The sequence below is a fragment of the Cronobacter sp. 153480017-3 genome (assembly GCF_053627815.1).
Map to the genome: position 1 here is coordinate 261485 of NZ_JBSEYN010000005.1, position 24038 is coordinate 285522.

General features: G+C 58.5%; 21 protein-coding genes and 1 CRISPR repeat array. Of the genes, 10 read left to right on the forward strand and 11 right to left on the reverse strand.

Annotated elements, in window-relative coordinates; all coding sequences use genetic code 11:
* Nucleotides 1-245 precede the first annotated feature (245 nt).
* From csy1 to cueO, 5 genes are all read left to right on the forward strand, one after another.
* Entirely contained in the window at nt 246-1559 is a 1314-nt protein-coding gene (gene csy1 / locus ACUW6V_RS13615; RefSeq protein WP_105945035.1) for a type I-F CRISPR-associated protein Csy1, read from the forward strand.
* A complete protein-coding gene (gene csy2 / locus ACUW6V_RS13620; protein WP_454038481.1) occupies nt 1556-2512 on the forward strand; it encodes a type I-F CRISPR-associated protein Csy2 in 957 nt (318 codons plus the stop codon). The genes csy1 and csy2 overlap by 4 nt, the downstream gene beginning before the upstream one ends.
* A gap of 14 nt (nt 2513-2526) precedes the next feature.
* A complete protein-coding gene (gene csy3 / locus ACUW6V_RS13625; protein WP_454038482.1) occupies nt 2527-3525 on the forward strand; it encodes a type I-F CRISPR-associated protein Csy3 in 999 nt (332 codons plus the stop codon).
* 9 nt (nt 3526-3534) lie between these two features.
* Nucleotides 3535-4089, forward strand: a complete 555-nt coding sequence (cas6f, locus tag ACUW6V_RS13630; RefSeq protein ID WP_454038483.1) for a type I-F CRISPR-associated endoribonuclease Cas6/Csy4 — start codon at nt 3535-3537, stop codon at nt 4087-4089.
* Nucleotides 4090-4219: 130 nt separating this feature from the next.
* Nucleotides 4220-5389: direct repeats of the CRISPR family, unit length 28 nt; unit sequence GTTCACTGCCGTACAGGCAGCTTAGAAA.
* Nucleotides 5390-5480: 91 nt separating this feature from the next.
* On the forward strand, nt 5481-7043 hold the full coding sequence (gene cueO, locus ACUW6V_RS13635) for a multicopper oxidase CueO (protein ID WP_454038484.1): 1563 nt from the start codon (nt 5481-5483) through the stop codon (nt 7041-7043).
* Between the two features lie 334 nt (nt 7044-7377).
* On the opposite strand, the gene ACUW6V_RS13640 is transcribed toward cueO, so the two are convergent.
* Entirely contained in the window at nt 7378-9774 is a 2397-nt protein-coding gene (locus ACUW6V_RS13640; RefSeq protein WP_032988846.1) for a glucose/quinate/shikimate family membrane-bound PQQ-dependent dehydrogenase, read from the reverse strand.
* Between the two features lie 192 nt (nt 9775-9966).
* Here ACUW6V_RS13640 and hpt point away from each other — a divergent pair, with 192 nt between their 5' ends.
* A complete protein-coding gene (gene hpt / locus ACUW6V_RS13645; protein WP_004387657.1) occupies nt 9967-10503 on the forward strand; it encodes a hypoxanthine phosphoribosyltransferase in 537 nt (178 codons plus the stop codon).
* Between the two features lie 53 nt (nt 10504-10556).
* Here hpt and can read toward each other — a convergent pair whose 3' ends face one another.
* Nucleotides 10557-11219, reverse strand: coding sequence for a carbonate dehydratase (can, locus tag ACUW6V_RS13650; protein ID WP_004387656.1), 663 nt, complete (start codon nt 11217-11219; stop codon nt 10557-10559).
* Between the two features lie 108 nt (nt 11220-11327).
* Between can and ACUW6V_RS13655 the strand changes: the two genes are divergently transcribed.
* From ACUW6V_RS13655 to ACUW6V_RS13665, 3 genes are all read left to right on the forward strand, one after another.
* Nucleotides 11328-12254: an ABC transporter ATP-binding protein gene (locus tag ACUW6V_RS13655; RefSeq protein WP_007896738.1), complete on the forward strand. Its 927-nt coding sequence runs from the start codon at nt 11328-11330 to the stop codon at nt 12252-12254.
* The gene (locus ACUW6V_RS13660; protein ID WP_004387654.1) at nt 12251-13021 is read left to right on the forward strand and encodes an ABC transporter permease; all 771 of its coding nucleotides are present in this window, start codon (nt 12251-12253) and stop codon (nt 13019-13021) included. Before ACUW6V_RS13655 ends, ACUW6V_RS13660 begins: the two co-directional genes overlap by 4 nt.
* Nucleotides 13022-13185: 164 nt before the next feature.
* Complete coding sequence (locus ACUW6V_RS13665; RefSeq protein WP_454038485.1) at nt 13186-14433, forward strand: polysaccharide deacetylase family protein; 1248 nt, start codon at nt 13186-13188, stop codon at nt 14431-14433.
* 44 nt (nt 14434-14477) lie between these two features.
* On the opposite strand, the gene panD is transcribed toward ACUW6V_RS13665, so the two are convergent.
* The 9 genes from panD to thpR form a co-directional block, all read right to left on the reverse strand.
* Nucleotides 14478-14858, reverse strand: a complete 381-nt coding sequence (panD, locus tag ACUW6V_RS13670; protein WP_004387652.1) for an aspartate 1-decarboxylase — start codon at nt 14856-14858, stop codon at nt 14478-14480.
* A 97-nt stretch (nt 14859-14955) separates the two neighbouring features.
* Complete coding sequence (gene panC, locus ACUW6V_RS13675) at nt 14956-15810, reverse strand: pantoate--beta-alanine ligase (RefSeq protein WP_454038486.1); 855 nt, start codon at nt 15808-15810, stop codon at nt 14956-14958.
* Between the two features lie 12 nt (nt 15811-15822).
* Nucleotides 15823-16617, reverse strand: a complete 795-nt coding sequence (panB, locus tag ACUW6V_RS13680) for a 3-methyl-2-oxobutanoate hydroxymethyltransferase (RefSeq protein WP_038879682.1) — start codon at nt 16615-16617, stop codon at nt 15823-15825.
* An 87-nt stretch (nt 16618-16704) separates the two neighbouring features.
* On the reverse strand, nt 16705-17184 hold the full coding sequence (folK, locus tag ACUW6V_RS13685; protein ID WP_012125731.1) for a 2-amino-4-hydroxy-6-hydroxymethyldihydropteridine diphosphokinase: 480 nt from the start codon (nt 17182-17184) through the stop codon (nt 16705-16707).
* On the reverse strand, nt 17181-18581 hold the full coding sequence (gene pcnB / locus ACUW6V_RS13690) for a polynucleotide adenylyltransferase PcnB (RefSeq protein WP_204352783.1): 1401 nt from the start codon (nt 18579-18581) through the stop codon (nt 17181-17183). Before pcnB ends, folK begins: the two co-directional genes overlap by 4 nt.
* A gap of 52 nt (nt 18582-18633) precedes the next feature.
* Nucleotides 18634-19530: a tRNA glutamyl-Q(34) synthetase GluQRS gene (gene gluQRS / locus ACUW6V_RS13695; RefSeq protein WP_105576127.1), complete on the reverse strand. Its 897-nt coding sequence runs from the start codon at nt 19528-19530 to the stop codon at nt 18634-18636.
* A gap of 69 nt (nt 19531-19599) precedes the next feature.
* Complete coding sequence (gene dksA, locus ACUW6V_RS13700; RefSeq protein ID WP_001155227.1) at nt 19600-20055, reverse strand: RNA polymerase-binding protein DksA; 456 nt, start codon at nt 20053-20055, stop codon at nt 19600-19602.
* Between the two features lie 178 nt (nt 20056-20233).
* A complete protein-coding gene (gene sfsA, locus ACUW6V_RS13705) occupies nt 20234-20938 on the reverse strand; it encodes a DNA/RNA nuclease SfsA (protein ID WP_319704477.1) in 705 nt (234 codons plus the stop codon).
* A 9-nt stretch (nt 20939-20947) separates the two neighbouring features.
* Nucleotides 20948-21478: an RNA 2',3'-cyclic phosphodiesterase gene (gene thpR / locus ACUW6V_RS13710; protein WP_069683188.1), complete on the reverse strand. Its 531-nt coding sequence runs from the start codon at nt 21476-21478 to the stop codon at nt 20948-20950.
* 71 nt (nt 21479-21549) lie between these two features.
* On the opposite strand from thpR, the gene hrpB reads away from it, so the two are divergent.
* A complete protein-coding gene (gene hrpB / locus ACUW6V_RS13715) occupies nt 21550-23979 on the forward strand; it encodes an ATP-dependent helicase HrpB (protein ID WP_454038487.1) in 2430 nt (809 codons plus the stop codon).
* Nucleotides 23980-24038 lie beyond the last annotated feature (59 nt).

The window sequence follows — 24038 nt, forward strand, 5'->3', positions numbered from 1 at the left end:
TAGATCTTTATGTTGTTCGAAATTCCAGCTAAGCGTATCGTCACTCCCGTTAGAGTAGCGAGGAGCGGGAGCAATGAAAAAAATCCATGGTCTCACCCAATTAGCGATATTGGCTTTCATCTTAACCCTGGGCTTACGCCCGTTACATATCGAGTTTTATCAGTCATTACCTCAGGGAAAACAGTTGGTTAACGCATTTATCGCACTGGTTTTTTAGCCAGGGTTATTAACCCAAAGGAGCAGGTATGTCACAAGGAGCACTGGCCGCTTTTATTGCCGACTACATCGCGTCGCGACGGCAATCGAAGCTTGAGCAGTTTGATAAAGATGCCGCAAAACGCCTGGCGGCAGGCGAAAGCGATGAGTCCACACTGTTACAGGAGCGTCGTGAACTGGAAGCCCGCTTTGAACCCCGTGCCTGGCTGACGGATGCCGCCAGTCGGGCCAGCCAGATAAGCCTGGTGACCCATGCCGCCAAGTTCACTCACGGTGATTCCCGAAGCAGCAGCGTTTACCGCACCACTACCACCGGCGATGGCTATCTCAGCACGGCATCGCTTGAAAACCCTGCCGCAGATGCGGTCGGTAACGCGGCGGCGCTGGATGTGGCCAAACTTCTGCAAACCGAAGCTGAAGGCGATTCACTGCTCGCGGCGTTGCAGCGCGGCGACTACAGCGCACTACAGGCGCTGGCGCAGGATGAGGCGCAACTACAGCACTGGGTTGACGGCTTTTCCCGGGCATTAACCACAAGCGCGCCTGCCTCGCACAAGCTTGCGAAGCAGATCTACTTCCCGGTGGGTGACGGCTATCACCTGTTAAGCCCGCTTTTCGCGTCCTCGCTGACCCATGCGATGCACCAGAAAATGTTTACGTATCGCTTTGGCGATGAGGCAAAAGCCGCCCGGGCCGCACGGAAAAAACAGCTCTGGCACTGCACGCCGCTGACGCTGTTTCTTAATACTGCCGAGATGCACTTCGGCGGCACCAAGCCGCAAAATATCTCGTCACTTAACAGCAGCCGCGGGGGCCGGGTATGGCTGCTCTGCGCCCGGCCGCCGGTCTGGCAGCGGCAGGAGAAACCGCCTCGCCATTTAAAATCAATTTTTGCTGGCGAAGCGTTTAATGGTGCTGCAAGCGGCACGGTGAAACGTCTGGCTGACCTGCTGGCGGGCGTTAAAGATTACAACAATCGTGCCATTCGGCAGGCCCGCGATCGTTATGTGGATGAGCTTATCGATACGCTTTTTGCGCACGCCAGTGAGTTGCAGCGCGAAGAATGGCAGGGCTGGAGCCTGCAATGTGAAGCGCTCATAGCACATCAGCAATACTGGCTGGACCCGTGGCGCGCCCGACAGGATGAAGCGTTTCGCCGGGAGCGCGATAACGGCAACTGGCAAAGCGCGGTGGCAGAAGATTTTGGCCGCTGGCTGAACTATCGCCTGAGCAGGCAGTTACCGGATGTAGGTAAAGTCGAAAAAGCCTTCTGGGAATCCCGCCCGCTCTTTCGCCAGCGCCTGCGTGAAATGGAATCCATCATCGGGGAGGCGCTGTCATGAGCTCGCTTATCCTGCTTTCACATCTGCGCGTGGAAAACGCGAATACGGTTGCCGGGTTAACGTGGGGATTTCCTGCCATAACGCACTTCCTGGGCTATATGCATGCGCTGTCCCGCCAGTTGACTGAGAGCCACGGCCTGCAGCTTGATGGCTGCGCGGTGATTTGCCATGAGCATCAGGCCCATGCGTACACCTCCGGGCGCGATTACCAGTTCGCCCTGACGCGCAATCCGCTGACGCGCGAAGGGAAAACGGCCGCTTTTAATGAAGAGGGCCGGATGCACCTTACGGTATCCCTGGTGTTTGAATGTCACGGCGAGATAACCAATGGCGAGCAGGGCAGGGCGGCGCTGGCAAGCCATCTGCAGACGCTTTGCCAGACGCACAAACTGGCGGGCGGCAGCATCGTTGCGCTTCGTGGCGTTAACGTTATCGATTATCCGCATGATGAAAAAGAGACGTGGCGTCTGCTTTTCCGGCTGCTGCCGGGCTTTGCGCTGCTGGACAGCAGCCCGCTGCTTGCGACGCATCATCAGACACTCATGGAGAAAGACGCACAGGCTACGCTGCTGGACGCCTGGCTTGATTTCGCGGCGCTGAAAATCGCGGCCACTGCACCTGAGGATAACCCTGCGCCTGGCCCTGACGAACCCGCGCAGTGGCGCTACCTTGAAAAACCCGCGCCGGGATTTCTGGTTCCGCTGATGACAGGCTATCAGCGCCTCTCAGAGCTCCTCCCGGCAGGCCAGGTGGCAAATGCGCGCGATGATAAAACCCCTTTCGCCTGGGTCGAGGCCGTGTATGGCATCGGCGAGTGGCGCGGCCTGCATCGCATCAAAACCCTTTCCGAACTTTTCTGGCGTTACCGAACCACCGAGACCGGTTACTACTGCTGCGGCGCGCAGCAGAGTGAAGATGTGCAATGTCACGATGACACATTTAATTATGAATAATGAAGGACGATATTATGGCAAAGGCTTCTGCTTCTCTGAAAACCGCTTCTGTACTGGCTTTTGAACGCAAACTCGCCGTTTCTGACGCGCTGATGTACGCCGGAAACTGGGAGGGCGACCACTGGCAACCGATCCAGATTCAGGAAAAAGCCGTACGCGGCACCATCTCCAACCGCCTGAAAAACGCGACGTCCACCGATCCGGCTAAGCTGGATGCCGAAATACAAAAGCCGAACCTTCAGCGGGTGGATGTGGCGGCGCTTGCCGCTGAGACCGACACGCTGAAAATCGTGTTTACGCTGCGTGTCCTGGGCGGGCTTTCCACGCCCTCCGTCTGCAATGACCAGGCATATCAGGACGCGCTGAAGCAGGTCATTGAAGGCTATAGCGAAGAGCACGGTTTTGGCGAGCTGGCGCACCGTTATGCCACTAACCTCGCGAATGGTCGCTTTCTCTGGCGCAACCGCGTTGGCGCAGAGCAACTGCGTGTCGTGGTGAAGGGCAGTAAAACGTGGCGTTTTGACTGCCATGAGTTCTCGATGCGTGACTTTACCGCCCGGAACGCGGCGCTGAATGAGCTGGCGCAGGAAATCGAACGCGGGCTTAACAGCGAAAGCTTTGTGCTGCTGACGGTGGAGGCTTACGTTCGGCTCGGTGCCGGGCAGGAGGTTTTCCCTTCTCAGGAACTGGTGCTGGACAGTAACAGCAGCAAGAGCCGTCTGCTTTATCAGGTGAACGGCGTGGCGGGGATACATTCACAAAAAATCGGCAATGCGTTACGCACTGTCGATACCTGGCACCCGCAGGTGGCTGAGCTCGGTGCGATTGCGGTTGAGCCATATGGCTCTGTGACCAGTCGCGGCATCGCCTGCCGTCAGCCGAGAGAGAAAATGGATTTTTATACGCTGCTGGATAACTGGGTGACCAAAGGGGTTAAACCGGATAGCGATCAGCAACACTATGTGATGGCGGTACTGATCCGCGGCGGTGTTTTCGGTGAAAAAGCCGAATAAGGGGCGGTAATGGATCATTATCAGGATATTCAGGTACTGCCGGACCCGGAGTTTACGCAGGAGACGCTGATGGCGGCGCTCTTCGCTAAACTCCACCGGGCGCTGGGCGCGCGCGGCAAAGGGGATATCGGCGTGAGTTTCCCGGATGTCGGTATCAAGCCCGGTGCCCGGTTACGCCTGCATGGCCTGCAACCGGCGCTGGCGGAATTAGAGGCCATGCGCTGGCGGGCGGGTTTGCAGGATTACTGCCAGAGCAGCGCGATATTACCCGTGCCCCATATTCAGGGCTGGCGCACCGTGACGCGCGTACAGGTGAAAAGTAACCCCGAACGCCTGCTGCGCCGCTCGGTGCGTAAAGGCTGGCTGACTGAAGAAGAGGCGCAGCAGCGGCTTGCTGGTTTACAGGAGCAACAAACCGCGCTGCCCTGGATTCAGGTTAAGAGCCTCTCCAGCGGCCAGCACTACCGGCTGTTTATCCAGCACGGCGCACTTCAGCCCACGCCCGTCAGCGGCACCTTTAGCAGTTACGGGTTAAGCGCCAGCGCCACCATCCCCTGGTTCTGACCCTTTTAAAACACGCCTCGCTAACCTGTTGATTTTTATAGTAGGTTAGTGAGGCGTTGAAAAAAGGGGTTTTAAGAGGTAAGCAGATTTTATGTCCTTAGAAACAATGGGTTAAGCTATTTTTGCTTCAGTTCACTGCCGTACAGGCAGCTTAGAAATCAAGGAAGGCCGCGCGGTACCGGCGCAGGAGGTTCACTGCCGTACAGGCAGCTTAGAAACGCAGGTACCGGCACATCCTGCCGGGTGCGGAGTTCACTGCCGTACAGGCAGCTTAGAAAAGCTCTGGCTCGGCGTCGTAGCGCGTCGCGATGTTCACTGCCGTACAGGCAGCTTAGAAAGCCCACCACTTACCGACCTTATCACACAAATCGTTCACTGCCGTACAGGCAGCTTAGAAACCAGGTGCGTAATTGCTCGTTGCAAAGGGACAGTTCACTGCCGTACAGGCAGCTTAGAAATGCGCGAACGGCGGCACACTCTACGTTTACACGTTCACTGCCGTACAGGCAGCTTAGAAATTGCGTATCCAGATACTGCGGCGGCCGTACCGGTTCACTGCCGTACAGGCAGCTTAGAAAACACCGTGGAACGCTGCGTTTAGCGAAAATAAGTTCACTGCCGTACAGGCAGCTTAGAAATATGACCGTTCCTTTTAATGTGATCCCCGAATCGTTCACTGCCGTACAGGCAGCTTAGAAAGGTATGACTGCCGCCCTGGCGGTTCATGACCAGTTCACTGCCGTACAGGCAGCTTAGAAAACCGCCCGACGCTCATTTTTGTTCCATCTTTTGTTCACTGCCGTACAGGCAGCTTAGAAAGCGACGGCCGCGGCACGATGGAGCAGATCCGCGTTCACTGCCGTACAGGCAGCTTAGAAATGGGTGAAAACGTTCGGAATCTACCCCGAAATGTTCACTGCCGTACAGGCAGCTTAGAAATGCCCCGCGGGCAACGGGCTGTTGATTCGTCAGTTCACTGCCGTACAGGCAGCTTAGAAAACCAGCGATAGCGCGCGCCCACATCTGCGTCGGTTCACTGCCGTACAGGCAGCTTAGAAAGCAACGCAAACAGACAGCGCGGCGCATGGCGTGTTCACTGCCGTACAGGCAGCTTAGAAAATCGAAGCGGGCTTTTACGACGAGTTCACTCTTGTTCACTGCCGTACAGGCAGCTTAGAAAACATGTGATGCCGTTGAAAATTGTGGCCGTTCGTTCACTGCCGTACAGGCAGCTTAGAAACAATCCTCCCAAGCGACGTTATCTTTTTTGACGTTCACTGCCGTACAGGCAGCCGGAAAATCACAGCGAATTCCCTCGCCGTCATACTTGACCTTCCTGCAAGGGGAGGGTTTAAGCTCAACGGGTGCACGTTGACGATAAGGACGGGAAGATGCAACGCCGAGAGTTTATCAAGTACACCGCCGCGCTGGGGGCGCTCAGCGCACTGCCGACATGGAGCCGGGCCGCATTTGCCGCAGAGCAACTCGCGCTGCCCATCCCCGCGCTGCTGACGCCGGACGCCCGCAGCAGCATTCAGCTGACGGTTCAGGCGGGTAAAACCGCGTTTGCCGGTAAAAATGTCACGACCTGGGGCTATAACGGCTCGCTGCTGAGCCCGGCGATTAAGCTGCGCCAGGGCACGCCGGTCAATATCAATATCCGCAATAACCTCGCCGAAGAGACCACGGTGCACTGGCACGGTCTGGAAGTGCCGGGTGCGGTGGACGGCGGGCCGCAGGGCATTATCGCGCCGGGGCAGACGCGCAGCGTAAGCTTCACGCCTGAGCAGCGCGCCGCGACCTGCTGGTTCCACCCGCATCAGCACGGCAAAACCGGGCATCAGGTGGCGATGGGGCTGGCGGGGCTGGTGCTTATCGAAGATACCGAAAGCCTGCAACTGATGCTGCCCAAAATCTGGGGCGTTGACGACGTGCCGCTGATTATTCAGGACAAGAAATTTACCGCCGACGGCGAGGTCGATTATCAGCTCGACGTGATGACCGCCGCCGTCGGCTGGTTTGGCGATACGCTGCTGTGCAACGGCGCGGTGTATCCGCAGCATACGCCGCCGAAAGGCTGGCTGCGTCTGCGCCTGCTGAACGGCTGTAACGCGCGCTCGCTGAAGATTGCCGCGAGCGATAACCGTCCGCTGTATGTTATCGCCAGCGACGGCGGTCTGCTGGCGGAGCCGGTGAAAGTGACCGAACTGCCGATGCTGATGGGCGAGCGTTTTGAAGTGCTGGTGGATACCAGCGACGCGCGGCCTTTCGATATCGTGACGCTGCCGGTCACACAGATGGGCATGACGGTCGCGCCGTTTGATAAACCGCAGCCGGTGGTGCGTATTCAGCCCATCGTGGTGCCCGCCTCAGGGACGCTGCCGGATAAGCTGGTGGAGGTTCCGCCGCTGCCTTCGCTCGACGGGCTTCAGGAGCGCTGGCTGCAATTAATGATGGACCCGATGCTGGATATGATGGGTATGGACGAACTGGTCAAGCGCTACGGTAAGCAGGCACTCGCGGGCAATGCGCACGGGCAGATGATGGGCCAGATGGGGCACGGGAAAATGTCGCATGGCGGCATGAACCACGGCGGCCACGGGTTTGATTTCCATAACGCCAATAAGATTAACGGCAAAGCGTTTGATATGAACGCGCCCGCGTTTGGGGCGGCGCTCGGCAAATATGAGCGCTGGACCATCTCCGGCGAGGGCGACATGATGTTGCATCCGTTCCATATCCACGGTACGCAGTTCCGTATTTTGACCGAGAACGGCAAGCCGCCCGCCGCGCATCGCGCCGGATGGAAAGATACCGTGTGGGTGGAAGGCGCGCGCAGCGAAGTGCTGGTGCGTTTTGATTACGCGGCGTCAGCCAAGCACGCCTATATGGCGCATTGCCATCTGTTAGAGCATGAAGACACCGGGATGATGTTAGGGTTTACGGTGGCGTGATGGATGTTTGGCGGAGGTGTTAACGGCGGGTGCGCTGCGCTTACCCGCCCTACGGTAAGGGCGGTGAGATTTAAACGGCGGGTGCGCTGTGCTTACCCGCCCTACGGTAAGGGCGGTGAGATTTAAACGGCGGTTGCGCTGCGCTTACTCGCCCTACAAAAGGGTTACGGTGAGCGCTTGTAGGGTGGGTAAGCGAAGCGCACCCACCTGTCCCCCCAATAAACCACACTGCAAAAACACCTGCTCCCACATAACACACCCCGGCATCATCAAATAAAACCCCGCCCATAAAAAAAGCCCCTCGATGAGGGGCTTTTTGCTTTCCGATACGGTTTTACTTCGCATCATCCGGCAGGGCATAGGCAACGATATAGTCGCCCATTTTGGTGCCGAACGAGCCGTGGCCGCCTGCGGAGATCACGACATACTGCTTGCCGTTCACTTCATAGGTCATCGGCGTCGCCTGGCCGCCAGCCGGCAGGCGGGCTTCCCACAGCTTCTCGCCGTTGGTCACGTTGTACGCGCGCAGATAGTTATCCGCGGTGGCACCGATAAACAGCACGTTACCGCCGGTGGTGATCGGGCCGCCAAGCATCGGCATACCCATGTTAAACGGCACCGGGAACGGCATCGGGAACGGCATGCTGTCGCGCGGCGTACCGATACGTTTTTTCCACACCACGTCGTTGGTCTTCAGATCCAGCGCGGAGATATAACCCCATGCCGGCTGCTTACACGGCAGACCAAACGGAGAGAGGAACGGGTTCAGGGTCACGCCATACGGCACGCCGTACTGCGGCTGAATACCGGCTTCTGTACCGGTGCCCTTCGCGTCTTTCGGCTGCTCCATCGGGTTGCCCGGACCACGCGGGATAAGCTTCGAGACGAACGGCAGCGCCATCGGGTTGGCAATCGCCACCTGACGGTGCGGGTCAATGGCCAGGCCGCCCCATTCGAACATCCCCAGGTTACCCGGGAACACCAGCGTGCCCTGCTCGGACGGCGGCGTGAAGATGCCTTCGTAACGCAGGCTATGGAACATCACGCGGCAGACCAGCTGGTCATACATCGTGGCACCCCACATATCCGCGCCGCTCAGATCTTTCTTCGGACGGAAGGAAAGGTCAGAGAACGGCTGCGTCGGCGTCACGTAGTCGCCTTTCGCGGCACCCTGCGGAACCGGTTTTTCCGGTGCCGGGACGACGAGCTTACCGTTGCGGCGATCCAGTACGAAAATGTTACCGGTTTTCGCTGGCGCGTAGATGACCGGAACGGTTTCGCCTTTCACGGTAATGTCGGCAAGCGTCGGCTGCGCCGGCAGGTCCATATCCCACAGGTCGTGGTGAACGGTCTGATAAGACCATACCAGCTTACCGGTGGACGCGTTCAGCGCGACGATAGAACTCGCATAGCGTTCCTGCTCCGGCGTGCGGTTACCACCCCAGATATCCGGCGTGGTTACGCCCATCGGCAGGTAAACCATGTCGAGCTTGGCATCATAAGACGCCGGTGCCCAGGAGTTCGGGGAGTTCAGCGAGAAATGATGTTCATCAGCCGGGATCGCGTTCGGGTCTTTCGCACCCGGATCGAAGGCCCACAGCAGTTTACCGGTGTTGATATCAAAACCACGGATGACGCCAGACGGCTCACGGGTGGAGAAGTTATCGGTCACCGCGCCAGCAATCACAATCACCTTATCGGTAACGATCGGCGGCGAAGTCGGCTCATACATACCCGGCGTAGTGACCGGCATGTTGGTCTGCAGGTTCAGAATGCCTTTATTAGCGAAGCTTTCACACAGCTTGCCGTTATCCGCATTCACCGCAAACAGACGACCGTCGTTCACCGGCAGGATAATACGACGCGGACAATCCGCGACGACATCCGGGCTGGCGTTCGCGGCTGTCGCTTCGTGATACGACACGCCGCGGCAGGTCACATGCTGGAATGACGGATTGGTATTCAGCTGCGGATCGAAGTGCCATTTCTCTTTACCGGTTGCGGCATCAACGGCGAAAAGACGCTGGTGCGCGGTGCAGAGGAACAGGGTGTCACCGACTTTAATCGGCGTCACTTCGTTGGTTATCTCACCCGGATCGGTCGGCAGCTTCAGGTCGCCGGTGCGGAACACCCAGGCTTCTTTCAGCTTGTGAACGTTGTCGGTGTTGATCTGCTTGAGCGGAGAGTAACGCTGGCCTTCCTGGTTACGCCCGTAAGCCGGCCAGTCGCCGTCAGGAATGCTCTGGCTGCCGTTCACGGCGGCAGGGGTGCTGTCCGCGCTGAGGGTGCCGTTGATTTCCTGCGGATCGTTAAAGCCCGCCCAGAAGAGCAGCCCCGCGGTGATGATAAGCGAGACCAGCAGCGCCGGTACGCCTGCGCGGGACGGCGTGCTGAGGCGACGCCAGACGAATGGCAGAATCAGCCATACGCCGAAGAACACCAGAACGTCGCAGCGCGGCGTCAGCGCCCAGAAGTCGAAGCCGACTTCCCAGATGCCCCACGCCATCGTGCCTAATAAGATGATAGCGTAGAGCCACAGCGCCGCAGCGTTACGTCTCCACAGCAGCCAGGCGGTCGCCAACATACCCACCCCGGCGATGGGGTAGTACCAGGAACCACCAATTGAAACCAGCCATATACCACCAACCAATAAATACAGCCCTGATAATGCTGCGAACAGGGCTGTGAGCATCACGAGAAGTCGTGATTGTGTCTTTTTTGTTTCTGCCATAACCACACTCTTAATTTTTAAGTAGCAAGTTATTATAGTTGTTAACATATGTGATCTTAATCACAAAAAGAGCTTTTCGCACTTTTCTGTCGGACGGGCGTTTTACTGGTATACTGCCCCGCTTATCGAGCGTTACCGGCGGCAGGCGCGGCAGGTAACGCTGATTTATTTTTAAATCAAACGGTTAGCGATATGAAACATACTGTTGAAGTGATGATTTCCGAGGCGGAAATTAAGGCGCGCGTTGAAGAACTGGGGCGTCAGATTACTGAGCGTTATCAGGACAGCGGCAGCGAAATGGTGCTGGTAGGGCTGCTGCGCGGCTCTTTTATGTTCATGGCGGACCTGTGCCGTCAGGTTCACGTGGCGCATGAAGTCGATTTTATGACCGCCTCCAGCTACGGCAGCGGCATGTCTTCCACGCGCGATGTCAAAATCCTCAAAGATCTGGATGAAGATATCCGCGGTAAAGATGTACTGATCGTCGAAGATATTATCGACTCTGGCAACACGCTCTCTAAAGTGCGTGAAATCCTGAGCCTGCGTGAGCCGAAATCGCTCGCCATCTGTACGCTGCTCGATAAACCGTCGCGCCGTGAAGTGGACGTCGAAGTGGAGTATGTCGGCTTCTCGATCCCGGATAAATTTGTGGTGGGCTACGGCATCGATTATGCCCAGCGCTATCGTCATCTGCCGTATATCGGCAACGTGGTGATGCTGGAAGAGTAAATCCGGCGCACAAAAAAGGGGCCACCGGCCCCTTTTTTATGTCACGCTCGCCCTTATTTATGGCTGGCGTGTGTTTTCTGGATGTTGGATACGCCTTTGCGATAACCCTGTTCCAGCGTCTCGCGGTCGGTCGCGGTCACGTCCAGATCGCGCAGCAGGCCGTCGTGAATGCCATACGCCCAGCCGTGCAGCGTGACGTTCTGGCCGCGTTTCCAGGCGGACTGCATGATGGTGGAGTGGCCAAGGTTATAAACCTGCTCCATCACGTTCAGCTCGCACAGAGTGTCGAGACGTTTTTCCTGCGGCAGCTCGCTCAGCAGCGCGTTGTGTTTCAGCCAGATGTCGCGAATGTGCAGCAGCCAGTTGTTAATCAGGCCCAGCTCCGGGTTTTCCACCGCCGCCTGCACGCCGCCGCAGCCGTAGTGACCACAGATGATGATGTGTTCCACTTCCAGCACGTCCACCGCGTACTGAACGACGGAGAGGCAGTTAAGGTCGGTGTGGATAACCAGGTTCGCCACGTTGCGGTGAACGAAGATTTCGCCTGGCTCAAGGCCGGTGAGGCGTTCAGCCGGTACGCGGCTGTCGGAACAACCGATCCACAGGAAGCGCGGTTTCTGCGCTTTCGCCAGACGTTCAAAAAAGCCAGGGTCTTCTTTGACCAGCATTTTTGACCAGATTTCGTTATTACTAATAAGTGTGCTGATATCTTTCATAGAGGTTAACGACCTGTAACCAGACAATTGCGTTGGGGTAATATAGGGCAACTAAACTTTTTTTTAAACCACACAACTTCTGCAAGAAAATAAGGTGACTGTACTTTCATGACCATTGCACTGGAACTGGAGCAGCTTAAAAAGACATATCCCGGCGGCGTACAGGCGCTGCGCGGCATTGATTTACAAGTCGAAGCGGGAGATTTCTACGCGCTGCTGGGGCCGAACGGGGCCGGTAAATCCACCACCATCGGTATTATCAGCTCGCTGGTCAATAAAACGTCCGGTCGGGTGCGCGTGTTTGGGTACGATCTGGAACGGGATGTGGTTAACGCCAAACGCCAGCTTGGGCTGGTGCCGCAGGAGTTTAACTTCAACCCCTTCGAGACCGTGCAGCAGATCGTCGTCAACCAGGCGGGCTACTACGGCGTTGAGCGTCGCGAAGCGATTGCACGCAGCGAAAAGTATTTAAATCAGCTCGATCTGTGGGAAAAACGCAACGAACGCGCGCGTATGCTCTCGGGCGGGATGAAGCGTCGTCTGATGATCGCCCGCGCGCTGATGCATGAGCCGAAACTGCTGATTCTTGATGAACCGACGGCAGGCGTGGATATCGAACTGCGCCGTTCGATGTGGGGCTTTCTCAAAGATCTTAACGATAAAGGCACCACGATTATCCTTACCACCCACTATCTCGAAGAAGCGGAGATGCTGTGCCGCAATATCGGCATCATCCAGCGCGGCGAACTGGTGGAGAACACCTCAATGAAATCGCTGCTCTCTAAGCTTAAATCGGAGACGTTTATCCTCGATCTGGCGGCGAAAAGCCCGCTACCGAAGCTTGAAGGCTATCAGTATCGTCTGGTGGATACCTCGACGCTTGAGGTGGAAGTGCTGCGCGAGCAGGGCATTAACAGCGTCTTTAATCAGCTGACCGCGCAGGGCGTTCAGGTGCTGAGTATGCGCAACAAAGCGAACCGTCTTGAAGAGCTGTTCGTCACGCTGGTGAATGAAAAACAAGGAGAGCGCGCATGATGCAGCTTTACTGGGTCGCCCTGAAAAGTATCTGGGCGAAAGAGGTGAACCGTTTTGCCCGCATCTGGGTGCAGACCCTGGTGCCGCCGGTCATCACCATGACCCTCTATTTTATTATTTTCGGCAATCTTATCGGCTCGCGTATCGGCGAAATGCATGGCTTCACTTACATGCAGTTTATTGTGCCGGGCCTTATCATGATGGCGGTGATCACCAACTCTTACGCGAACGTGGCGTCGTCCTTCTTTAGCGCCAAGTTCCAGCGCAATATTGAAGAGCTGCTGGTGGCACCGGTACCGACACATGTGATTATCGCCGGTTACGTGGGCGGTGGCGTGGCGCGCGGGCTGTGCGTCGGTATTCTGGTGACGGCGGTGTCGCTGTTTTTCGTGCCGTTCCAGGTGCACTCGTGGCTGTTTGTTGCGCTGACGCTGCTGATGACCGCGATTCTGTTCTCGCTTGCCGGGTTGCTGAATGCGGTGTTCGCCAAAACCTTTGACGATATCAGCCTGATCCCGACGTTCGTACTGACGCCGCTGACCTATCTCGGCGGCGTGTTTTATTCGCTGACGCTGCTGCCGCCGTTCTGGCAGGCGCTGTCGCATTTAAACCCGATCGTCTACATGATTAGCGGCTTCCGCTTTGGTTTCCTCGGGATAACCGATGTCCCGCTGCTGTTTACCGTTGCGGTGCTGGCGTGCTTTATCATCGCGTTCTATCTGCTGTGCTGGTATCTCATCAGCCGCGGGCGCGGCCTGCGCTCCTGACAAACTCAGCGCGCTGGCGTGGAAACTTTCACGCCAGCGCGTCGCCCGCGACCCGTGCCCGGAATGTGTAAGGTGCAATAAATAACAACCGGGCTTGGTATTCATGTCACTTTTGTTAAAATGTGCATAATTTCACCTCTGGCAGTGACTGTTCCTTCATTCCTATGCTAAATCGTCTCTTTTTGTGTCTGCTCCTCCTGGTGGCAGGCGTCGCGCAGGCCAGCCTGCTTGGTAGCGAGCAACCCTCCCCGCAATATATGCAAATTACCGAAGATGCCGCGATCTGGGCGAAGGTCGGTGATAACGTGCAGACGGTTGGTATCATTCGTGAAGGGCAGTTGCTCGCCGTGGTGCCGATTGCCGCGGATTATTATGAGTTCCGCTTTGGCTTCGGCACCGGGTTTATCGACAAAGCCCACCTGACCGACGTGCAGGGCAAAAAACGCGTGACGGACAGCCTGGGCGATCTGAATAAGCCGCTCAGCAATCAAAATTTGCTGACCTGGCGGGATGTCACTATCTACAACGAACCGGACGTGAACAGCGAACCGCTCGGCACGCTGGCGGAAAATCTGCGTTACCCGATTGTCGGCAAGCTGAAAGACCGCCTGAACCAGACCTGGTATCAGATCCGCATCGGCGATCGGCTGGGGTATATCAGTAGCCTCGACGCGCAGGAAGATAACGGCATCCCGGTGCTGACGTACCATCACATTCTGCGTGATGAAGAGAACACCCGCTTTCGCCATACGTCCACCACCACATCTGTACGTGCCTTCAGCAACCAGATGACGTGGCTGCGCGATCAGGGTTATGCGACGATAAGCCTCTACGATCTCGACGGCTACGTGCATAACCGCATTAATCTGCCCGCCCGCGCGGTGGCGATCACCTTCGACGATGGCCTGAAATCGGTCTACCGCTATGCGTATCCGGTGATGAAAGAATATGGCTTTAAGGCGACGGCGTTTATTATCTCGTCGCGCATCAAGCGCCATCCGCAGCGGTGGGACCCAAAAACGCTGCAGTTTATGAGCGTTTCAGAGCTGAAAGCGATTCAGGACGTGTTTGATATCCAGTCGCACACCCATTTTCTGCACCGCACCGACGGCGCGCGCCATCCGATTCTGTTAAGCCGCACGTATCACAACATTCTCTTTGATTATCAGCGTTCGCGCCGCGCGCTCTCGCAGTTTAATCCGCACGTGCTGTTTCTCTCTTATCCGTTCGGCGGGTATGACGATAAAGCCGTGAAGGCGGCGGGCGATGCCGGGTTTCATCTGGCGGTGACGACGGTGAAAGGGAAAGTGAAGCCGGGCGATAACCCGTATCTGTTAAAGCGGCTCTATATTCTGCGCACCGATTCGCTGGAAACGATGTCGAAAATCATCAGTAACCAGCCGCAGGGATAAAAAAAGCCCTCGCGAGGAGGGCTTTTTTCTTGTGCGCGTAGCGCTTACGCCACCTGCACCGGCACCGCTTTGGCGAGACGTTTCATCTCGTTGTCGCCGTCGAAATAGGCGACTTTCGGCTGCCAGCTGCGCGCCTGCTCATCCGGCATGGTCACGTAGCTTGCGATAATCAGGATATCGCCGACATCCGCGCAGTGGGCCGCGGCACCGTTCACCGAAATGATCTTCGAGCCGCGCTCGCCCGCGATGGCGTACGTCGAAAAGCGTTTGCCATTGGTCACGTTGTAGATATCAATGGCTTCATATTCCAGAATGCCCGCGGCCTCGAGGAAATCCTGATCGATGGCGCAGGAGCCTTCATAATGCAGGTCCGCCTGAGTAACTTTGACGCGGTGCAGTTTGCCCTGCAACATGGTGCGAATCATAACTTGAACCCTGTTTACCTGAATGTCGTCAGAGCCGGGCGGTGACCCGGCTCCAGGAATTTATCCCGGGCAGTATTGCCCTTTTTACCCATGCTGTCTACTGGGTTAATTCCACGGTCTGATTGTCGATTAACCGTGCCTGGCCGAGCCACGCGGCCATCAGAATCACCGCGCGCTGGCTTGCCGGTGAGAGCGCCTGCAGCGTGTCGGCATCGCGGATTTGCAGGTCGTCCGGGCGGAAGCCTTTCTCGCTAAGCGCTTCGCTTGCCGCGGCGATAATCGCCTCCAGATCGCGCTCGCCCGCGCGCAGTTTCTCCGCCATCGTATTCATCACTTTGCTTAAGCCCGGCGCGATTTTGCGCTGGTCGCTGGTGAGATAACCGTTGCGGGAGCTGAGCGCCAGCCCGTCTTTCGCTCGTACCGTCGGCACACCGACAATCTCGATGTCATAACCCATGTCGGCCGTCATTTTGCGAATAAGCGCAAGCTGCTGATAATCCTTTTCGCCAAAGCAGGCGACATCCGGCTGCACCAGGTTAAAAAGCTTGCTCACCACGGTCGAGACGCCCCGGAAATGCCCCGGACGGCTTGTGCCTTCGAGCATCGTGGAGAGGCCGGGAACGTCAACATAGGTCTGATCGCTCATGCCCTGCGGATAAACCTCTTCCGGCGTCGGTGCGAACACGAAATCGGCACCGCGTTTTTTCAGCTTCTCGCAATCTTCCTGAAGCGTGCGCGGATAGCGCGCCAGATCGTCGGCGCGATCAAACTGCATCGGGTTGACGAAAATACTTACCACTACCGCGTCGGCACTGGCTTTCGCCTCGTCCACCAGCTTCATATGGCCGTCATGGAGATTCCCCATGGTCGGCACCAGGGCGATACGTTTGCCCTCCATGCGCAGGCGACGGATCTGCTGGCGCAGCAGCGGCACGGTTTCAATAATCAGCACAATGACACTCCTTTAGTGAAAGCTGTGTTCTTCGCCCGGGTACGCGCCGGACTCCACTTCAGCAATATACTGGCGCACCGCGGCGCGCATATCGCCCGCTTCAGCCAGGAAGTTTTTGGCGAATTTCGGGATGTGGCCGCCGGTAATACCGAAGGCGTCATGCATCACGAGGATCTGCCCGTCAGTGACGTTACCGGCACCGATGCCGATAACCGGAATGGAAAGCGCGTCGGTGATGCGCTGCGCGAGTGCGACCGGCACACACTCCAGCACCAGAAGCTGCGCGCCCGCGGCTTCTAAAGCCAGCGCGTCGTTAAGCAGCGTCTGCGCGGCGGCTTCATCGCGGCCCTGCACTTTATAGCCGCCGAAAATATTCACGGATTGCGGGGTCAGCCCCAGGTGCCCGCACACCGGTACGGCGCGCTCGGTCAGCATGCGTACCGTGTCGGCAAGCCACTGGCCGCCTTCGATTTTGACCATATTGGCACCCGCGCGCATGACGGTGGCGCTGTTCTCAAAGGCTTGTTCAGGCGTGGCGTAAGCCATAAAGGGTAAATCGGCGAGCAACAGACAGTGCGGCGCGCCGCGGCGAACGGCTCGGGTATGGTAGGCGATATCGTCGACGGTGACCGGCAGGGTGGAGTCGTGGCCCTGGACGGTCATGCCCAGCGAATCCCCCACCAGCATGACGCCAATTCCTTCTTCTTCAAAGAGTTTCGCAAAGCTGAAATCGTAGGCGGTGATGGTGGCGAATTTTTTGCCGGTTTCCTTCAGGCGTCGCAATTGAGAAATGGTTGTCGGTTTCATGGGTGTCCCGCAAACAGAAAAAAAGCAGTGTAAACGATGCGTTTACGGGAGGATACCGCGAGGAAATACGAAGGGGAACTTTTTGATTTACCAGTGGCGAATTGCTGAACAATCAAGGCGTTCGAGCACGTCGGCCAGGCGCTCGCCATCCGGGAAGCGCAGCGCGGGCGCAATCTCTGAAAGCGGCAGCAGCATAAAAGCGCGGTTTTTCATGTCGTAGTGAGGAACGATCAGGCGCTCGGTGTTTATCGTCGCATCGCCAAACAGCATGATATCGAGATCGAGCGTGCGTGGCCCCCAGCGCTCCGCTTTACGCACGCGCCCCTGCTCAAGCTCAATGCGCTGCGTGTTATCAAGAAGTGCTTCGGCGCTAAGCGTCGTCTCCAGCGCCACGGCGGCGTTCAGATAATCGGGCTGATCCTGTGGGCCAAGCGGCGGAGTGCGATAAAATGAAGAGGTCGCCACAACGCGGCTGCCCGGAATACGCGCCAGCGCAGCCAGCGCGTTATTGACCTGGGTAAGCGGCTCGGCGAGATTGCTGCCGAGCGCGATAAAGGCCAGCGTCACGCGTTACCCTCGCGGCGCGGGGAGGTGCGACGGCGTGGACGACGCGTGCGGCGACGCGCGGCCGGCTCGTCGCCCAGATCGTTGAGCATATCTTTTTGCATCGGCGGCGCGGCGGACTGGAATTCGCCCCACCAGTTCGTCAGACGTTGCAGCTCGCTGTTGTTTTCCGCTTCGGCGCGCAGCGCCAGCAGATCGTAAGCCGCGCGGAATTTCGGGTGCTCCATCAGCTTCCAGGCGCGTTTGCCCTGGCGGCGCGACAGGCGCAGCTGCAGCATCCAGATATCGCGGATAAGCGTGGTGATGCGTTTCGGGATCGCGAGCGAGCGGCAGGCTTCATCCAGCACGTCGTTCATGGCGAGCGCGAAGGCGTCGTAGTAGGCAAGGCCGCTCTCCTGGGCGATTTTCTGCGCCATTTCGAGCTGCGGATACCAGTACATCGCGGCGAACAGGAACGCCGGGTTCACGCGCATATCATTATGAATGCGGTGATCGGTGTTCTTCAGCACCTGCGCGATGATGCGCTCCATCGGGCTGTCGCCTTTCTCGGTGAAATAGCGGCTGATACCGGGGAACAGCGGCTGGAACAGATTGTATTCGCACAGCAGGCGATAAGTCGCGTAGCCGTAACCGGTCTGCAACAGCTTCAGCGATTCTTCAAACAGACGCGCCGGCGGCACATCGTTGAGCAGCGTGGCGAGGCGCGGGATAGGCTCGCCGGTTTCCGGGCTGATGCGCATATCAAGCCGGGCGGCGAAGCGCACCGCGCGCAGCATACGCACCGGATCTTCGCGGTAGCGGGTTTCCGGATCGCCGATAAGACGGATAATCCCTTCTTTAAGATCGTTCAGGCCGCCGACGTAATCACGCACTGTGAAATCGGCCACGCTGTAATAGAGGCTGTTGATGGTGAAATCGCGACGCTGGGCGTCTTCTTCGATAGAGCCGAAAATGTTGTCGCGCAGCAGCATGCCGTTCTGGCCGCGCTGGGAGGTGGCGCGATCGCCCGCGTTCTCTTCGTGATGACCGCGAAAGGTGGCGACTTCAATGATTTCCGGCCCGAACATGACGTGGGCCAGGCGGAAACGGCGGCCAACCAGGCGGCAGTTGCGGAACAGCTTGCGTACCTGATCCGGCGTAGCGTTGGTGGTGACGTCGAAATCTTTCGGCTTTTTGCCAAGCAGCAGATCGCGCACACCACCGCCGACAAGCCAGGCTTCATAACCGGCTTTATTCAGGCGGTACATCACTTTAAGCGCGTTCTCGCTGATATCTTTGCGGGAGATAGCGTGCTGTTCACGCGGGATAATGGTTATGGCGGGCTGTGCGACGCCTTCGTCAACCACGCTCTCCTCGCGGTTTAACACCTTACGGCAAAAATTAGCGACTCGGGTAAAAATGGTGCACCTCGGTAGTGTCAGACTCTGGACAAAAAACAGCGGCTAATATAGCTCAGCGCAACGCATTTGAGAATGCCGGATTCGCGGCCGCCGCCGCAGGCACCGCGCTGAGATCCCATTTTTCCACCGCCTGACGCAGCAGCGTTTCGGTGGAAAGCGCGCGCCAGTCGTCATCGACCGGCTGGTTTAAAAACGCCAGCGCCTCAACCAGCACCGGACGCGGGTCGCCTTCCGGCAGCGGCGGCGCGTGGTTCTGTTTGGAAAGCTTGTTGCCATCCGGGTTCACCACCAGCGGCAGGTGAACGTAATCCGGCGCTTGCCAGCCAAACTGCTGATAGAGCGAAATCTGGCGCACCGTCGGCTCGATAAGATCCGCCCCGCGCACGATTTCCGTCACGCCCTGGCAATGGTCATCGACAACGACCGCCAGGTTATAGGCGAACAGTCCGTCGCGGCGGTGAATAATAAAATCTTCGCGGGCGAGCGCCGGGTCGGCGGTAATGTTGCCACGCAGTTTATCGGTAAACGCCAGGACCGGGTGCGTCTGCACGAGCCGCACGGCGGCGTTCTCCGGGCCGTAACGTAACGCGCGGCAGTGGCCATCATAAATGCCGCCCAGTTGCTGAATACGGCTGCGCGGGCAGGTGCAGTAGTAGCTTAGTCCGTGCTCGCGCAGGTACGCCAGCGCCTCGCGGTAGGCCTCGTGACGCTGCGACTGATACAGCACCTCGCCGTCCCAGTGCAGGCCGTAATGATCAAGCTGGCGCAAAATCGCGTCGGCGGCACCCGGTACTTCGCGCGGCGGATCGATATCTTCGATACGGACAAGCCACTGGCCTTTTAATGCGCGGGCCTGAAGATAACTGCCGAGCGCGGCAATCAGCGAGCCGAAATGCAGTTCGCCGGAAGGAGAGGGGGCGAAACGCCCGATGTATGGCTTAACAGACATGGTGATGGCGGACATAAAAGAATACGGCGGGAAGATCCCGCCGTAAGTGTGAGTAATTTGTGTCGGCGATTAGCCGGCCATCTGTTTTTCGCGGATTTCAGCGAGCGTCTTACAGTCGATGCACAGATCGGCGGTCGGACGGGCTTCCAGACGACGGATGCCGATTTCAACACCGCAGGATTCGCAGTAGCCGAAATCTTCGTCTTCCACTTTTTTCAGCGTCTTTTCAATCTTCTTGATAAGCTTGCGTTCGCGGTCGCGGTTACGCAGCTCAAGGCTGAACTCCTCTTCCTGGGCGGCACGGTCTACCGGATCCGGGAAGTTTGCAGCTTCATCCTGCATGTGGGTTACGGTGCGATCGACTTCATCCCGGAGTTGATTACGCCATGCCTCAAGAATACGCCTGAAGTGCGCCAGCTGGGCTTCGTTCATATACTCTTCGCCCGGTTTCTCCTGATACGGCTCCACCCCAGCGATGGCGAGAATACTCAGGGACGATGTTTTACGGTTTTGCCCTTCTTGCATGTTGCTTCTCCTTAACACGCACTATCGATCCCCTTCTCGGGGGAAAAATCAGGCCGCTATAAATAACAGAAGCTTTTCCGGATAGCAATTATCTAAACGTTACACTTGACAACCCTGTGAGGAAAAGCGTATTTGCGCACGCGGCCGTATCATTATTAGTCGATTGCGGATCAACTGGTTATAAGCGAACCGGCAAAGGCGACGTCAGCGTTATCTCACTGGCGGAGAGCGAGGCCTTCCAGGCCAGCACTTCCACCCCCTTGCGCTGCGCCTCGCTTAACAGCTCAGCATAGCGCTCATCGATATGGCGCGCCGGGGCAACCTGCGTAATGGCGGAGTGCAGCACGGCGAACAACAGCACGGCGCGATCCCCTTGTTCCACTACGCTCATCAGCTCCCGTAAATGCTTCTGACCGCGCGCGGTCACCGCATCCGGGAAGTAGCCTGAATCCGGCTCCGACAGCGTCACGGATTTCACCTCAATATAGCAGTTAACCTTGTCACTCGCCTGCAACATAAAGTCGATGCGGCTGCGTTCGGCCCCGTACTTGACTTCGCTTTTCAGGCTCTCGTAACCGGCGAGCGCAGGCAGGCGCTGCGCCTGCAACGCCTCTTTCACCACCGTGTTGGCGCGCAGCGTATTCACGCAAATCAGCGCGCCGTCACGGGTTTGGGTTAATTCCCACGTGTGCGGATATTTGCGCGTCGCGACGCTTGAGGTGGAATACCAGACGGTATCTCCGGGCGTCGCGCAGCCGGTCATCGCGCCGGTATTCGGGCAGTGCAGGGTTAAGGTCTCGCCTTGCGGCGTGACCACATCGGCGAGAAAGCGCTTGTAGCGCTGAATCAGCCGGGCCGGTTGCAGTGCGGGGGTAAATTCCATGTCGCTTCCTTATGGGTTCAGAGACCAGCGTTGCAGCGGCTGGTAACGGGTACGTCCCTGTTCAAATCGCGATTCATACAGCACAAACTCCCGCACCGGAAGCTGCCAGCCAAACCCTGGCGGCGGCAGCCTGACCGGGTGCTGAGCGTTACGCAGTAATGTGACATGCGGATGAAAGGGTTGCGCGCTTTGTGGGCAACCACTGCGCGCCGCCTGCGCGCGCAGTAAATTCGCGAGCTGCAACAGGCCGCGCGGCGGCTGACGGGAGCCAAGCCAGACGACCTGCGAGCGCGGCCAGTGTCCGGCGTCGTCCAGCGTAAGCGTAAACCCCGGCTGCTGAATGCGCCCGGCAAGCGCGCTTAACGTGCGCTGTTTCTGCGCGCTGACGTCACCTAAAAACGCGAGTGTGATATGCAAATTAGCGGCGGCAATCGGCCTGCCCGCGTCCGGCGCAAAGTGTGCGGCGCGCCACTCGATAATCTGTTGCTGAAGGTCGGCTGGCAGGGGCAGCGCGAAAAACAGCCGTTTCTGGTCTGACATAGCGGTAACTCGTAATGATCGGGCGGAATGCTACAATGCGTGCCTTTCATAGTAACCCTCTGGAGCCTGTCGTGTCGTCTTTACCGGTCGCCGCCGTTTTGCCTGAACTTCTCAACGCCCTGCAGCACGCGCCGCAGGTGCTGCTGTGCGCCCCGACCGGCGCGGGGAAATCGACCTGGCTGCCGCTGGAAATTTTAAAGTCCGGCATGCTGGACGGGAAAATCATCATGCTGGAGCCCAGACGACTCGCGGCGCGCAACGTGGCGCAGCGTCTGGCGGATCTGCTCGGCGAGCCGTGCGGCGAAACCGTGGGCTACCGGATGCGCGCCGAAAGCTGCACCGGCCCGGCCACGCGGCTGGAAGTGGTGACCGAAGGCATTCTGACGCGGCTGTTGCAGCGCGACCCGGAGCTTTCCGGCGTGTCGCTGGTGATCCTCGATGAATTCCACGAGCGTAGCGTGCAGGCGGATCTCGCGCTGGCGCTGCTGCTTGATGTCCAGCAGGGGCTGCGTGAGGATCTCAAACTGCTGATCATGTCTGCGACGCTCGACAACGCGCGCCTGCAGGCGCTGCTGCCGCAGGCGCCGACGGTGGTCTCCGAAGGGCGCAGTTTCCCGGTGGAGCGGCGCTATCAGGCGCTTTCCGCGCATCAGCGTTTCGATGAGGCGGTGGCGCAGGCGGTGAGCGGGTTACTGCGTGAAGAACCTGGTTCGCTGCTGCTGTTTTTGCCGGGCGTCGGTGAGATCCAGCGCGTGCAGACGCAGCTTGCTGAGCGCGTGGGGCGCGACGTGCTGCTGTGTCCGCTCTACGGTGCGCTGCCGCTCGCGGAGCAGCGCAAGGCTATCCTGCCCGCGCAGCCGGGCTTTCGCAAAGTGGTGCTCGCCACCAATATCGCCGAAACCAGCCTGACCATCGAAGGCATCCGACTGGTGGTCGACAGCGCCCAGGAGCGCGTGGCGCGTTTCGATGCCCGCACCGGGCTGACGCGGCTTATCACGCAGCGCATCAGCCAGGCGTCGATGACCCAGCGCGCCGGCCGCGCCGGACGCCTGGAGCCGGGCATCTGCCTGCATCTTCTGCCAAAAGAGCAGGCGGAACGCGCCGCCGCGCAGGCGGAAGCGGAGATCACGCAAAGCGATCTCTCCGGGCTGCTGCTGGAGCTGCTGATGTGGGGATGCCGTGACGTGACGGATCTCCAGTGGCTCGATCTGCCGCCTGCGGTGAACCTTGCCGCCGCGCGCGAACTGCTCACGGCGCTGGGCGCGCTGAAAGAGGGCCAGCTCACCGCGCGTGGACGCCAGATGGCGCAGTTCGGCAACGATCCGCGCCTCGCCGCGATGCTGGCCTGCGCCGAAGGCGCTGACGCGCAGGCGACGGCGGCGCGGCTCTCCGCCATCCTTGAAGAGCCGCCGCGCGGCGCAGAGGCGGATTTGCGCAGCGCCTTTTCCCGAAGCCAGGGCAACTGGCAGGCGCGCAGCGCGCAACTCATGAAGCGGCTTAACGCCCGCGGCGGCACGCCGTCGCTCTCGCTGGCGCCCGCGCTGCTTGCCTGCGCGTTCAGCGACCGCATCGCGCGTCGTCGTGGGCAGGAAGGGCGTTATCAGCTCGCCAACGGCATGGGCGCGATGCTTAACCAGGATGACGCACTGACGCGCTATGAGTGGCTTATCGCGCCGCTCTTATTGCAGGGCAGTAACAGCGCCGACGCGCGGATTTTACAGGCGCTGCCGCTGGATATTGACGCGCTCATTGATGAATGCCCGCATCTGCTGACTCAGCGCGATTCGCTGGAGTGGAATGATGAACAGGGTACGCTACGTGCGCAGCGCCGCTGGCAGGTCGGGCAACTGGTGCTGAAAACGCAGCCGCTCTCAAAACCTTCTGAAGACGAGCTTCACCAGGCGATGCTTAACGGCATTCGCGAAAAAGGGCTTTCTGTTCTTAACTGGACGCCAGAGGCGGAGCAGTTGCGCCTGCGTTTGCACTGCGCGGCGCGCTGGCTGCCGGAGCAGCCGTGGCCGGACGTCAGCGACGAGGCGCTGCTGGCGTCGCTTGATGTCTGGCTGTTACCGGCGCTTCATGGCGTGCATTCGCTGCGCGCGCTGAAAAACATCAATCTCGCCCAGGCGCTGCTGCATTTACTCGACTGGACGCAGCGGCAACGGCTGGATAGTGCGCTGCCGGCGCATTACACTGTGCCGACCGGCAGCCGGATAGCGATTCGCTATCATGAGGAAAACCCACCGGCGCTGGCGGTGCGCATCCAGGAGATGTTCGGTGAAGCCGAAACACCGGTTATCGCCGAAGGCCGGGTGCCGCTCACCCTTGAACTGCTTTCACCCGCCCAGCGGCCGCTACAGATCACGCGCGATCTCAGTGCGTTCTGGCGCGGCGCCTGGAAAGAGGTGCAGAAAGAGATGAAAGGGCGCTACCCGAAACATGTCTGGCCGGACGATCCGGCCAACGCGCTGCCAACCCGGCGCACCAAAAAGTATCAGTAACGGCGGCGTTGCTGTCGTGATGATTTGAGAGCTTTCTTCTTCCGCCTGCGTGCGGAAGA

Coding starts and splice junctions, on each gene's coding strand:
- csy1 (WP_105945035.1), top strand. CDS start 246: ATGTCACAAGGAGCACTGGCCGCTTTTATTGCCGACTACATCGCGTCG.
- csy2 (WP_454038481.1), top strand. CDS start 1,556: ATGAGCTCGCTTATCCTGCTTTCACATCTGCGCGTGGAAAACGCGAAT.
- csy3 (WP_454038482.1), top strand. CDS start 2,527: ATGGCAAAGGCTTCTGCTTCTCTGAAAACCGCTTCTGTACTGGCTTTT.
- cas6f (WP_454038483.1), top strand. CDS start 3,535: ATGGATCATTATCAGGATATTCAGGTACTGCCGGACCCGGAGTTTACG.
- cueO (WP_454038484.1), top strand. CDS start 5,481: ATGCAACGCCGAGAGTTTATCAAGTACACCGCCGCGCTGGGGGCGCTC.
- ACUW6V_RS13640 (WP_032988846.1), bottom strand. CDS start 9,774: ATGGCAGAAACAAAAAAGACACAATCACGACTTCTCGTGATGCTCACA.
- hpt (WP_004387657.1), top strand. CDS start 9,967: ATGAAACATACTGTTGAAGTGATGATTTCCGAGGCGGAAATTAAGGCG.
- can (WP_004387656.1), bottom strand. CDS start 11,219: ATGAAAGATATCAGCACACTTATTAGTAATAACGAAATCTGGTCAAAA.
- ACUW6V_RS13655 (WP_007896738.1), top strand. CDS start 11,328: ATGACCATTGCACTGGAACTGGAGCAGCTTAAAAAGACATATCCCGGC.
- ACUW6V_RS13660 (WP_004387654.1), top strand. CDS start 12,251: ATGATGCAGCTTTACTGGGTCGCCCTGAAAAGTATCTGGGCGAAAGAG.
- ACUW6V_RS13665 (WP_454038485.1), top strand. CDS start 13,186: ATGCTAAATCGTCTCTTTTTGTGTCTGCTCCTCCTGGTGGCAGGCGTC.
- panD (WP_004387652.1), bottom strand. CDS start 14,858: ATGATTCGCACCATGTTGCAGGGCAAACTGCACCGCGTCAAAGTTACT.
- panB (WP_038879682.1), bottom strand. CDS start 16,617: ATGAAACCGACAACCATTTCTCAATTGCGACGCCTGAAGGAAACCGGC.
- gluQRS (WP_105576127.1), bottom strand. CDS start 19,530: ATGTCTGTTAAGCCATACATCGGGCGTTTCGCCCCCTCTCCTTCCGGC.
- dksA (WP_001155227.1), bottom strand. CDS start 20,055: ATGCAAGAAGGGCAAAACCGTAAAACATCGTCCCTGAGTATTCTCGCC.
- sfsA (WP_319704477.1), bottom strand. CDS start 20,938: ATGGAATTTACCCCCGCACTGCAACCGGCCCGGCTGATTCAGCGCTAC.
- thpR (WP_069683188.1), bottom strand. CDS start 21,478: ATGTCAGACCAGAAACGGCTGTTTTTCGCGCTGCCCCTGCCAGCCGAC.